The organism is Alphaproteobacteria bacterium (assembly GCA_025800285.1).
Taxonomy (GTDB): domain Bacteria; phylum Pseudomonadota; class Alphaproteobacteria; order JAOXRX01; family JAOXRX01; genus JAOXRX01.
In genome coordinates, this window is record JAOXRX010000038.1 from 1 (window position 1) to 814 (window position 814).

The window sequence follows — 814 nt, forward strand, 5'->3', positions numbered from 1 at the left end:
CGACGACAGGATGGGCCTGTCCATTTTTAGGAGAAACACAGGAAGACTAAGTCCATATCAATTTAAAAGTGGTTCAAAATTCTAAACACTCTCGATTTTTGGTGATATCATTGGTTCATGAATAATTCAGGTTTATTATTGCTTTTTCTCTTATTTAACTTAAAAAGGTATGTTAATTCATTGTTTTCTTTTATTAAATGATAGTTTTCTTCATTCATTTTAGACACACTAATAGCATTGAGTAAATCTCGATAAGAATCAAGTATTGTTTTATCTGAGATTGTTCCAATACAGTCAAAGTTAGATACTACTTCACCAGTTGTTTCATCATATACATCATAACGATGACTTAACTCAATTCTTGTAAGATCCTCAAAATTATTAAGAACAATTTTATTCTCTTCTTCATTATTTGCATCCGACTCGTTTTTGTTAAGGTTAACATTGTCTTGAGTCATAATATTTCTAGATACTTTGGTAGTATTTACATTATCCGCAGCGGACTCACAATAATTAGTTGTCAATATAATTGTAAAGCATACTATAACTCCAATATAATAGTTTTTGCTTTTGATATGGCTCAAGAGTAATCCCCCTTCAATTTATAGAATTTAAAAATGAGAACCTTAATTATAATAAATCATATTGCTAACTTTACAATTCTATAAAAATTAATTAATCAACAGTTCGTGGCGACCATCTTGGTTCTAATCCTAAACGTTCCGATAAAAATATCCTTGGATTCTTAGTATTTTCATTATAATTCAATCTTGCAATTCCAATACGTCTATTATGATCTCCAATTTCAAAAACT

1 protein-coding gene is annotated in these 814 nt (G+C 29.0%); it reads right to left on the minus strand.

Annotated elements, in window-relative coordinates; all coding sequences use genetic code 11:
- Positions 1 to 107 precede the first annotated feature (107 nt).
- Positions 108 to 584: a hypothetical protein gene (locus OIF36_02120; GenBank protein MCV6599264.1), complete on the minus strand. Its 477-nt coding sequence runs from the start codon at positions 582 to 584 to the stop codon at positions 108 to 110.
- Between the last annotated feature and the right edge of the window lie 230 nt (positions 585 to 814).